Origin of the sequence: Pyxidicoccus fallax, assembly GCF_012933655.1 — a bacterium.
Classification (GTDB): Bacteria; Myxococcota; Myxococcia; order Myxococcales; family Myxococcaceae; genus Myxococcus; species Myxococcus fallax.
Window position 1 is genome coordinate 1 of sequence record NZ_JABBJJ010000410.1, and the last position, 10367, is coordinate 10367.

The following is a 10367-nucleotide window of genomic DNA, read 5'->3' on the forward strand; positions in this document are numbered from 1 at the left end:
AACGTCTCGTGGGCCCGGAGATGTGTATAAGGGACAGGGCCGCGCGTGACACGTCCACCCGGGAGCCGACGCGCACGGGCTCGCCCCGCGATTCGTGGCGCCCGCCTCCGGAAGACCTGCCGGGCCTGGACGAGGCCCACCGGCTCATCGACGCCAGGAACCGGGACGGAGCGCTGGCGGCCCTGAAGAAGCTCGCGGCGAAGCACCCGAGGAGCGCCTACGTGCGCTACCTGGAGGGCAACGTCGACTTCGACAACCTCCGCTGGGTGGACGGCGTGGCGGCGTACCGCGCGGCGCTGCGCAACGACGCCTCGTACCGCGAGGACCCCACCGTCATCCAGAACGCCATCCGCTGCCTCGTCAGCGACCGCTTCCACGGCACCTGCCAGGACTTCATCCTGAAGGACCTGGGCGACGCCGCCGTGCCCTACCTCGAAGAGGCCGCCCGCGAGGACCCCATGGCCAACGTGCGCACCCGTGCCGCGGCGCTGCTCCGCCAGCAGGGCCGCTCACGCTGAGCCCGCGGCGCACAGGTTCCCACCCACGTCCGCATCCCCCCCGCCGCAATTGTCGAGCCGAGCTGTAAGGGTTCGGATTCAGGGCGTGAAAGTCCCCTCCGGGCCGTGGCCACCAGCCCGCGCGGGTGGTCCCTCCCCCCGGAGGAGTCACGATGCTTCGAGGTTATGTGGCGGTACTGGCGGGCCTGCTGCTGGCGGGGTGCGGAGACGATGATCCGCCCCGGTCGCCGGGACGCTTCGGCGAGGTGACGAGCGCGGTGGTGCTGGTCAACCCGGTCATCAACCAGGGCTCCACCACGTCGGTGGTGCCGGGCACCGAGCGCGCGGGCGTGGAGTTCCAGGTCGAGGACCTGCCCGTCGCGGAGACGGACTCCACGGGGCTTGCCCTGGTGGAGGGGCTGCCCACGGGCACGGTGACGCTGGACTTCGACCCGGGCACGTATTCGTTCCAGGTGGTCCAGGAGCGGGAGCTGTACGACGTGGTGCTGTCCTACCGCGACGGCACGGTGCAGCCGCTGTTCCCTCCCGTGCGCTACCCCCTGGGCGGCGAGGTCGTCGTGGTGGAGCCCGGTGAGAGCATCGCCGAGGCGGCCGCCTCCGACGACACCATCATCCTGCTCGAGGAGGGCACGTACCCGGGCAACCTGGAGCTGCGCTCGGACGACGTGCTCATCATCGGCGCCTGGTCTCCGACGCGGGGGCCGCTGTCCGTCATCGAGGGCAACGTGACGGTGCTGGGCGGCGGCAACCGCCTGCGGGGCGTGACGGTCACCGGCCGGCTGACCAGCAACGCCAACAACTTCTCCGCGGCCTTCTCGGACATCGCCAGCGCCACCATCACCGGCAACGGCGTGACGCTGCTGCGCAACCGCTTCACGGCCGGTCAGGCCACGGTGCCCAGCTCCAACGCGGTGCTGGTGGACAACACGGGGATTCCCTGATGCGACGGCTCACGCTCCTCCTGGGACTGATGCTGGTGGCCCCGGGCTGCCACCTGGCCGTGCACGACGTTCCCACCTATCCGAGACAGGCTCCGCGCCCGCCGCCGCCCGGACGGCCGATGCCGCAGCCACGGCCCCCGCCGCCGCCTCCCTCGCGGCAGGAGGTCATCGAGGTGAAGGAAATCCACGCGAGCCGGGTATCCGCCCGCGTCATCTACGCCAAGGAGGTGAAGGCCCGGGACGGACGGGTGGGCCGCATCATCCGGGGCGAGCCCCGCCGCGAGAACTGGGGTGGCTCCGAGCTGAAGGTCCGCAAGGTCTCCGCCGACGTCATCTACGCCAAGGAAATCCACGCGGACTGGGTGGAGGCCGAGGAGATTCACGCGAAGGAAGTGAAGTTCGGCCGGTAGTCCTCCAACCGTCCCGCCCCATTCCACCCAGAAAACGGATGATTTCATCCTCTGAGGCAGGCGCGAGAGTCACCCTCCTCGGGTAGCGTGCCGCCCTCCAATCCATCCGGGCGTCAGGGCCCGGTGACAACCCCGCGGCGACCTTGCGCTGTGCCGCCGGAACGAAGGGCATCCCGACATGACCTCCGCGCTCGCGGCAGGACCGCATCCCGAGACGGCAGCCCCCCACTCCGCGCGAGGCGGTGACGGGCGGCTCGTCGCGGTGGATGCGGCGCGGGGACTGGCCATGCTGCTGGTCTTCCTGGCGCACTTCCTGGACGCCTACCTGCGCCCGCTCGGCGGAGCGGCGGAGGCCCTGCGCCAGAAGCTTCAGATGGTGACACGGCTGGCGTCTCCCAGCTTCATGCTCATCAGCGGGCTCATCCTGGGGCTGCTGTACGCGCGGCGGCGAGAGGACTTCGGGCGGCTCCGTCCGAAGCTTTTGCGCCGGGGGCTGCTGCTGCTCACCGTGGGTCACCTGCTCATCGTCCCCACCTACCTGTCCTGGGTGGACGAGACCTCGCACCTGGTCCGCATCCTCTTCGTCACCGACACCATCGGCGCGGCGCTGCTGATGGGTCCCCTGCTGGTGCCCTACCTGGGAGCCCGGGCTCGCCTGGCGCTGGGACTGGGGCTGTTCACGGCAAGCTGGGCGCTGAGCCTCGGCGTGCACTCGACGGGGCTCGCGGCGAACCTGGTCGAGGAGGTGCTCTTCGGCCACCTGGTGCAGTCGGTCCTCTTCTCCAACTTCCCGCTGGTGCCCTGGTTCGGCGTGTACCTGGCGGGCAGCGCGGTGGGCGAGTGGCTCTGCGACAAGCTCCGGGCCGGCGAGGCGCGGCAGGCGGCGCGGCGCCTCGTCACGACGGGGGGCACGCTCGTCACCCTGGGCGTGGTGCTGGTGGGAATCCACGTGTGGCTGCGGCGCTCGGGCGGCGCGCACCTGCCGGAGGAGCTGGCCTCCACCCTGGTGGCCCTCACCTCGCCCCGTCAGAAGTTCCCGCCGGGGCCGGCCTACCTCCTGTTCTACGGCGGCCTGGCGCTGGCCGGTCTGGGCCTGCTCATCGGCGCCGAGCACGCCGGCCGCCTCGGGCGCCTGCTGCGACCCGCCAGCCTGCTGGGGCGCCACTCCTTCAGTGCCTTCCTCCTCCAGTTCTACGTCTATTACCTGGGCGTGTACTACGCGCACCTCCCGTACTCGCCGCTGTGGCCGCTGCTGTTCGTCGCCACCGTGGTGTTGCTGGGAGGGCTGGTATGGGCCTGGGACGTGTACGAGCGCCGGCCCGGGGCGCCGGCCCGGGTAGATGCGACCCCAGCCCGGCCCGCCAGCTCCGAAGCGTGAGAACCGGAACACCGGACGTGAACACACCCGAGACGGTCCTGAATGCGAGTTCACCTCCGTCCGAGTCTCGCGGCTAGACTCGCCAGATGCAGTCCCAGCGCCCGCGCGCCCTCATCGTCGACGACAACGTGTTCTTCGCGCGCGAGCTGCGCGCGTTCCTGTCCTCCGAGGGCTGGGAGGCGGAGGTCGCCAACCACGCCCTGCACGCGCTGGGCGTCCTCAAGAAGGGGCCGGCGCCGCAACTCGTCCTGCTGGACCTGGACCTGCCAGACATCAGCGGCTGGGGAATCTACGGCGAGCTGCTGCTCAATCCCTCCTTCCCCAAGGTGCCCGTCCTCATCGTGTCGCGCGCGACGTGGCTCCCTCAGGACGTGCCCCTGACGGGCATCGTCGGGATGCTCGAGACGCCCACCAGCCCGAGCGCCTGGGAGCACTTCCGCGGCATGGTGCGGCCGATTCTCCGCAACCGCGAGGAGCAGCTGCGGTCCGAGACTCCCTGACCGCCGTCCCCCGTCTCACAAACGCGCCCCAGGCGTCCTGAGGAAGAGCCACCCACCCACGAGGAGGCTCCTCTCATGCGCGCGAACGGTTCCAGTCGTCATGCCCCGGGATGGGGCTGGCTGTGGTTGTTGGCGGTGACGCTCACGCTCACCGCGTACGGTATCGAGCCGGAGTCCCCCGAGCCGCCGGCGTCCCAGGCGGAAGCCGCCGACGTCTCCCAGTTCCCCGCGCCCACGTGGAACACGCCGTCCTTCGCGTCCGGGGCCGAGGTGGCCACGGACGGGAGTCAGACACTCGTGGTCTGGCGGGATGGGAGCCGGCCGGGCGAAATCCACGCCGCGCGCGTCTCGAGGCGAGGCCGGCTGCTCGACCCCAACGCCCTCCAGCTCAACCCCGCGCCCGCGTTCCAGGCGGGAGCGCCCGCCGTCGCCTTCGATGGACGGCACTTCCTCGTCATCTGGCCGGGGGAGCACTCGCTGCTCCTGGTACGGGTGCAACCGGATGGCAGGGTGCTCGACGGGCCCCGGCCCATCGCGGCCATCAGCGGGGACCCTTCCTCCACGCCCGGCATCGCCTGTACGTGGCGCAAGTGCCTGGCGACCTGGGTCGACTTCGGAGACCCCCGGAGGATTCGCGGCGTCCTCCTGAAGACCCAGGACTCGGGCGTCTCCACGCGGGAGGTCACCCTCGCGCACACCCTCGCCATCTCCTCGTACGGCGTCCCGGTGGCCTGGTCCGGCCAGCGCTTCCTCGTCGCCTGGAGCGATACCCGCTTCGGAGACTTCACGCCGAAGATCGTCGCCGCGCGCGTGACGGGTGAGGGAGACGTGCTCGACCCGGGCGGCATCGTCCTCTCGGACACGCCGGGGAGCCAGACCTGGGTGGACCTCGTCGGCACGAGGCAGGGCTTCTTCGTCGCGTGGAGCGACACGCGCGGCGGCACGGCCCGCATCTTCGGGACGAGCGTGAGGCTCGACGGCTCCATCCCCGACCCGGACGGCGCGCCCCTCTCGCGGGGCCCGAACGACACCCTGCCCTCCCTCGCCTACGACGGACAGCAGGTGTTCGCCACGTGGAGCCGGCTGAATCCGGACCGCTTCTCCATTCGCGGCAACTTCGTGAGGTCCGATGGCACCGTGGCCACACCGGACGGCTTCCGGCTCTCGGCCAACGAGTTCGTCCGCGAGGTCGAACAGGACGTGGTCTTCCAGGGGGAGCAGTACTTCATGGCCTTCGGCGGTGCGCCCACCATCGACGAGCCGCCCTTCCAGGTCATCCTCGGTACCCGCGTGAGGACGGACGGCACGCGAGTGGACATTCCCGCCCTGCGCATCTCGCACTCACCCTCGGTCGAGGGCACGGCGGCGCTCCCGGCACCGTAGTCCGCGCCACGGGGGCGTGGCCCTGAACACCGCGCGGGCACGGCCGGTGCGTGCCAGACTGCCGCCGCCATGCTCGCCCACAAGCCCGTGCTCCGCGGAGAGCGCGTCGTCCTCCGCCCCTTCCGCCCGGAAGATGTCCCCGCGCTCTGGCGGATGCTCCACGAGCCCGAGTGCATGCGCCTCACCGGCTCGCGAACCACCTTCCCCCGTGAAGCCGTGGAGGCGTGGTACGCGGGCCGGAACGAGGCGCCGGACCGGCTCGACCTGGCCATCGCGGACGCCGCCACCGATGCGTGCCTGGGTGAGGTGGTGCTCAACGAGTACGCGCCGCACGACCGCGCCTGCAACTTCCGCATCTCGCTCGCCGGCCCCGAGCTCTTCGGACGCGGGCTGGGCACCGAGGCGACACGGCTGATGCTCGGGCACGCCTTCGAGACGGTGGGCCTGCACCGCGTGGGGTTGGAGGTCTACGACTTCAACCCCCGCGCCCGGCGCGCCTACGAGAAGGCGGGCTTCGTCACCGAGGGCGTCCGGCGGCAGGTGCTCCTCTGGGAGGGCACCTGGTACGACTCCGTCGTCATGTCCGTCCTCGCCCCCGAGTGGGCAGCCCTCAACGGAAGGCCCCTGGCGGCTGCGTCCCGGCCCGGCCCGCGTTACTGAGTCCGCGCCCGTCCGCCACGCGTGCGCTACCCTCGCGCCCGCCTCGGGACGAGGGGAGCCAACCATGAGCGCGCTGCACCTGAAATCGACCGTCCGGCTGAACAACGGCGTGGAGATTCCCCGCGTGGGCCTGGGCGTCTACCAGGCCCGGCGTGGCGACGAGACGCGGCAGGCCGTGCTCCACGCGCTCCAGGCGGGCTACCGCCACGTGGACACCGCCCGCATCTATGGCAACGAGCGCGACGTGGGCGAGGCCCTGCGCGAGAGTGGCCTGCCTCGCGACGAGGTCTTCATCACCACCAAGCTGTGGAACCAGGACCAGGGCCATGACTCCACCCTGCGCGCCTGTGAGCGCAGCCTGCGCGAGCTGGGCCTGGAGTACGTGGACCTCTACCTCATCCACTGGCCGGTGCCGTCGCTGCGGCTCGACTCGTGGCGGGCCATGGAGAAGCTGCTCGCGGATGGGAAGTGCCGCGCCATCGGCGTGAGTAACTTCCTGGAGCGCCACCTCGACGAGCTGATGGCCCACTCGAAGGTGGTGCCCGCCATCAACCAGGTGGAGCTCAGCCCCTTCCTCGCCCAGGAGACGCTGCGCGCGTACTGCCAGCGGCACGGCATCGTGGTGGAGGCCTACAGCCCGCTCACCCGGGGCCAGCGGCTGGACGACCCGCGCCTCGGGGCGGTGGCGAAGCGCCACGGGAAGACGGCGGCGCAGGTGCTCATCCGCTGGTGCCTCCAGCGCGACCTGGTGGTACTGCCCAAGTCCGTGCACCCCACCCGCATCCGCGAGAACGCGGCCGTCTTCGACTTCGACCTCTCCCCAGAAGACCTGAACATCCTCGATGGACTCGACGAGGAGCTGCACACCTCCTGGGACCCCTCGGACGTACCATGATTGATTACAACCCCAAGGACTGGTTCACCTTCATCTTCCGGATCCACAAGGCGGACACGGTCCGGAAGCTGATGCCGATGATTGTCGCCATCTGCCTGTACTCGGCGCTGGTGGCGTGGCTGGAGACGGCTGTCTGGAAGCTGTCGGACGACAGCCGCGTCAAGAACATCTCGCTGCTGCACAGCCTGCTGGGCTTCGTCATCTCCCTGCTCCTCGCCTTCCGCTCCAACAGCGCGTACGACCGCTGGTGGGAGGGCCGGAAGCTGTGGGGCGCCCTCGTCAACAACAGCCGGAACCTGGCGCTGCGGATGAACGCCCTCCTCCCCGAGGGGGACCGGGACAGCCGCGAGTTCTTCCGGACGATGATTCCCAACTACGCCTTCGCGCTGAAGAACCACCTGAGGGACCAGGCCAAGGCGGAGGAGTTCGTCGCGGGCGGGGGCGTGGAGTTCAACCACCTGGACACGGCCCGGCACGTGCCCAACCAGATTGCCGCGCACCTGATGCGCAGGGCCTACTCGCTGCAGAAGCAGGGGGTCCTCACGGGGGAGCAGCTGCTCTCCATCAACCCGGAGCTCCAGTCCTTCACCGACATCTGCGGGGCCTGCGAGCGCATCCGCAACACGCCCATCCCCTTCTCGTACTCGGTGTTCCTGAAGAAGTTCATCTTCTTCTACGTGATGACGCTGCCCTTCGGCCTGGCCTTCAGCCTGGGCTGGTTCGTCATCCCGGCGATGGCGTTCATCTTCTACGTGCTGGCGTCGATGGAGCTCATCGCGGAGGAAATCGAGAACCCCTTCGGCATCGACGCCAACGACCTGCCCACCGAACGCATCAGCGGCAACATCCGCCGCCACGTCGAGGAGATTCTCTGACATGTACGAAGCGCGCTCCCTGGCCTGGCGCACCGACCTCATGCTCCGCTCCGTCCGCAGCACGGTGACGGAGCTCGGCGACTGCGTCCGCCTGGAGACGCCCTCGGACCCGGACTTCTACAGCGGCAACCTGCTGCTGTTCCCCGCGGCTCCGGGCCCGGGTGACGACGAGCGCTGGGTCCGCCGGTTCCGCGAGGCGTTCGCGCACGAGCCCCGCCTCCAGCACGTGATGCTCGGCTGGGACGACCCACGGGGAGAGAGGGGCGTGGTGGAGCCCTTCCTCGCGAAGGGCTACACGCTCGACGAGCACACCGTCCTCACCGCGCGCGATGTCCAGCCGCCGCCGCGTCCCCTCGCGGAGCTCGACGTCCGGCCGCTCACGAGCGACGCCGACTGGGCCGCCGCGACGCAGCTCCACCTCGCGGACGAGCACCCACCGGGGGTGCCCACCGCCCTCTACGACGCCTTCATCCACCGCCAGATGGCGCGGCACCGGGAGGTGGTGGACGCCGGGCGGGGCGCCTGGTTCGGCGCGTTCCTGGAGGGCCGGATGGTGGGAGACCTGGGCATCTTCGTCGAGGACGGCCTGGGACGCTTCCAGGACGTGGGCACCCATCCGGAGTTCCGCAACCGGGGCGTCTGCGGGACGCTGGTGCACGCGGCCTCGCGGCATGCCTTCACGCGGATGGGAGCGAGGGTGCTCGTCATCGTCGCCGTGGAGGACGGCCCAGCCGAGCGCATCTACCGCTCCGTCGGATTCCAGAAGACGGAGCGGCAGTGCATGCTCACCCTGCGGCCCGGGTCGCCCGCGAAGGCGACCTGAGCCGCGAGGCGGCCTACTGCTTCTGTCCCACGGGCTGGCCGTCCATCAGCAGCAGCGTCCCGCCCTGCGCGGTGCGCTGGAAGCAGAGGGACAGCCCCTCCAGGAGGCCCAGGTCGTCCCGGGTGACGAAGTCGTTGTCACCGTAGGCCTCCAGTTCCAGGACGAGCGCGGGCTCCGCCTCAATGCGGGATGCTCCAGCAATCGGGTTTCGCGGCTGGAAACCCGCTCGCTGGCGAAGGTGTCACCGCGAGTCCTTCGCGCCAGAAATCGTTGCGTGAGGCAAGCAATCGGGCCCTCCGGGAATCGTTGCGTGAGGCAAGCAATGGGGCCCGGCACGGAGTCGTTGCGCCGTGGAGGGGATATGCCCCCCTGCTGATGAGAGCATGATGGAACCATGAGCAACGGGAGGGGCGACGCGTGGCACAGATGTCCCTGGAAGCGCGCGCTCACCTTCCGGGCCGAGAGGGGGACTCGGGAGATGGACACGCGGGCGCTGCTGTCTCACGGCGGTCCTTGCGCCGCGCCCCAGGACCTTGGAGCTGGGGCCCGCTGGCATGGCTCGGGCCGCGCGTGAGGCAGCAGCGCCTGGCGGCGGGGGCGCGCGTCATTCATGACAGGAGGTGGCAACAAAGCCTCGTAGGCTGCCGCGCATGACCAAACCCCACGAGACACCCGACACACGCCGCCCCCTGCTCGGCAAGGTGGCCCTGGTCGCCGGAGCCACGCGCGGCGCGGGCCGAGGCATCGCCGTCGAGCTGGGCGCGGCGGGCGCCACCGTCTACTGCACCGGCCGCACCACGCGAGAGAAGCGCTCCGAGTACGACCGGCCGGAGACCATCGAGGAGACCGCGGAGCGCGTCACCCAGGCCGGCGGACAGGGCATCGCCGTGCAGGTGGACCACCTGGAGCCGGCACAGGTCCGCGCGCTGGTGGAGCGCATCGACCGCGAGCAGGGCCGGCTGGACATCCTCGTCAACGACATCTGGGGCGGCGAGCTGCTCTTCGCGTGGAACAAGCCCCTGTGGGAGCAGTCCCTGGACGCGGGGCTGCGGATGCTGCGGCTGGCCGTGGACACGCACCTCATCACCAGCCACTGCGCGCTGCCGCTGCTCATCCGCAAGCCCGGAGGGCTCGTCGTCGAGCTCACGGACGGCACGGCCGAGTACAACGCCACGCACTACCGCGTGTCGCTCTTCTACGACCTGGCGAAGGCGGCCGTGCTCCGGATGGCGTGGAGCCAGGCCCACGAGCTGAAGGCCCACGGGGCCACCGCCGTGGCGCTGACGCCGGGCTGGATGCGCTCCGAGATGATGCTGGAGCTCTTCGGCGTCACCGAGGCGAACTGGCGCGACGCGACGGCAAAGGAGCCGCACTTCATCATCTCGGAGACGCCGGCCTACGTGGGGCGCGCGGTGGCCGCGCTCGCCGCGGACCCGCTGGTCGCGCGCTGGAGCGGGCAGTCGCTGTCCAGCGGGCAGCTCGCGAAGGTGTACGGCTTCACGGACGTGGACGGCTCCCAGCCCGACGCCTGGCGCTACGTTCCCGAGGTCCAGGACGCGGGCAAGCCCGCCGACGCCACCGGCTACCGGTAGCCCGCATGCACGAAGGCCCGCGACCTCGATGGGAGGTCACGGGCCCTCGGTGTCACGCGCGGGGCGTGGGAGGCGTCAGTCCTTGACGGGCGTGGCCTTGAGGGCGGCCTTGCCCTCCTTCACATAGACCTGGAAGCGCACCGTCTTGCACGCGTACTTCTGGACGAGCTGCTCCTTGTTCTTGCGCAGCTTCTGCACGAACTTGTCGTACGTCAGGCCGTCGGCCGGCTCGCCGCACCGCTCACGGGTGGTGACGAACTCGCGGAAGACCTCCTGGAAGTGCTGCTCCTCGGAGAGCGCCACCGCGGAGTTGCCCAGGCCCGGCAGCGGAATGGCGGCGGGCGGGGGCGGCGCGGCGGAGCGCGGAGGCGGCATGGGGATGGCCTCCGACG

The 10367-nt window shown here is 70.5% G+C and carries 12 protein-coding genes; 11 read left to right on the plus strand and 1 reads right to left on the minus strand.

Annotated elements, in window-relative coordinates:
- From HG543_RS46850 to HG543_RS46900, 11 genes are all read left to right on the plus strand, one after another.
- A partial coding sequence (locus HG543_RS46850) for a hypothetical protein (RefSeq protein WP_211194644.1) occupies nt 1-518 on the plus strand: 518 nt, incomplete at its 5' end.
- Between the two features lie 152 nt (nt 519-670).
- On the plus strand, nt 671-1459 hold the full coding sequence (locus HG543_RS46855) for a right-handed parallel beta-helix repeat-containing protein (protein ID WP_169351473.1): 789 nt from the start codon (nt 671-673) through the stop codon (nt 1457-1459).
- Entirely contained in the window at nt 1459-1869 is a 411-nt protein-coding gene (locus HG543_RS46860) for a hypothetical protein (protein WP_169351474.1), read from the plus strand. Before HG543_RS46855 ends, HG543_RS46860 begins: the two co-directional genes overlap by 1 nt.
- A 178-nt stretch (nt 1870-2047) precedes the next feature.
- Nucleotides 2048-3247: a heparan-alpha-glucosaminide N-acetyltransferase domain-containing protein gene (locus HG543_RS46865; RefSeq protein WP_169351475.1), complete on the plus strand. Its 1200-nt coding sequence runs from the start codon at nt 2048-2050 to the stop codon at nt 3245-3247.
- 86 nt (nt 3248-3333) lie between these two features.
- Nucleotides 3334-3747, plus strand: coding sequence for a response regulator (locus tag HG543_RS46870; RefSeq protein ID WP_169351476.1), 414 nt, complete (start codon nt 3334-3336; stop codon nt 3745-3747).
- Between the two features lie 75 nt (nt 3748-3822).
- Complete coding sequence (locus HG543_RS46875) at nt 3823-5130, plus strand: hypothetical protein (protein WP_169351477.1); 1308 nt, start codon at nt 3823-3825, stop codon at nt 5128-5130.
- Nucleotides 5131-5199: 69 nt separating this feature from the next.
- Nucleotides 5200-5790, plus strand: coding sequence for a GNAT family N-acetyltransferase (locus HG543_RS46880; protein WP_169351478.1), 591 nt, complete (start codon nt 5200-5202; stop codon nt 5788-5790).
- Nucleotides 5791-5854: 64 nt separating this feature from the next.
- Nucleotides 5855-6685 carry an aldo/keto reductase gene (locus tag HG543_RS46885; protein ID WP_169351479.1) on the plus strand — a complete coding sequence of 277 codons (831 nt, stop codon included), beginning with the start codon at nt 5855-5857 and terminating at the stop codon, nt 6683-6685.
- Nucleotides 6682-7560, plus strand: coding sequence for a bestrophin family protein (locus HG543_RS46890; protein ID WP_169351480.1), 879 nt, complete (start codon nt 6682-6684; stop codon nt 7558-7560). Before HG543_RS46885 ends, HG543_RS46890 begins: the two co-directional genes overlap by 4 nt.
- 1 nt (nt 7561) lies before the next feature.
- Nucleotides 7562-8383 carry a GNAT family N-acetyltransferase gene (locus HG543_RS46895; RefSeq protein WP_169351481.1) on the plus strand — a complete coding sequence of 274 codons (822 nt, stop codon included), beginning with the start codon at nt 7562-7564 and terminating at the stop codon, nt 8381-8383.
- 650 nt (nt 8384-9033) lie between these two features.
- Nucleotides 9034-9975 (plus strand): SDR family oxidoreductase, encoded by a 942-nt coding sequence (locus HG543_RS46900; RefSeq protein ID WP_169351482.1) that lies wholly within the window; start codon nt 9034-9036, stop codon nt 9973-9975.
- A gap of 75 nt (nt 9976-10050) precedes the next feature.
- On the opposite strand, the gene HG543_RS46905 is transcribed toward HG543_RS46900, so the two are convergent.
- Nucleotides 10051-10367 (minus strand): MXAN_5187 family protein (locus HG543_RS46905; RefSeq protein ID WP_281404541.1); only part of this gene is annotated, 317 nt, incomplete at its 5' end.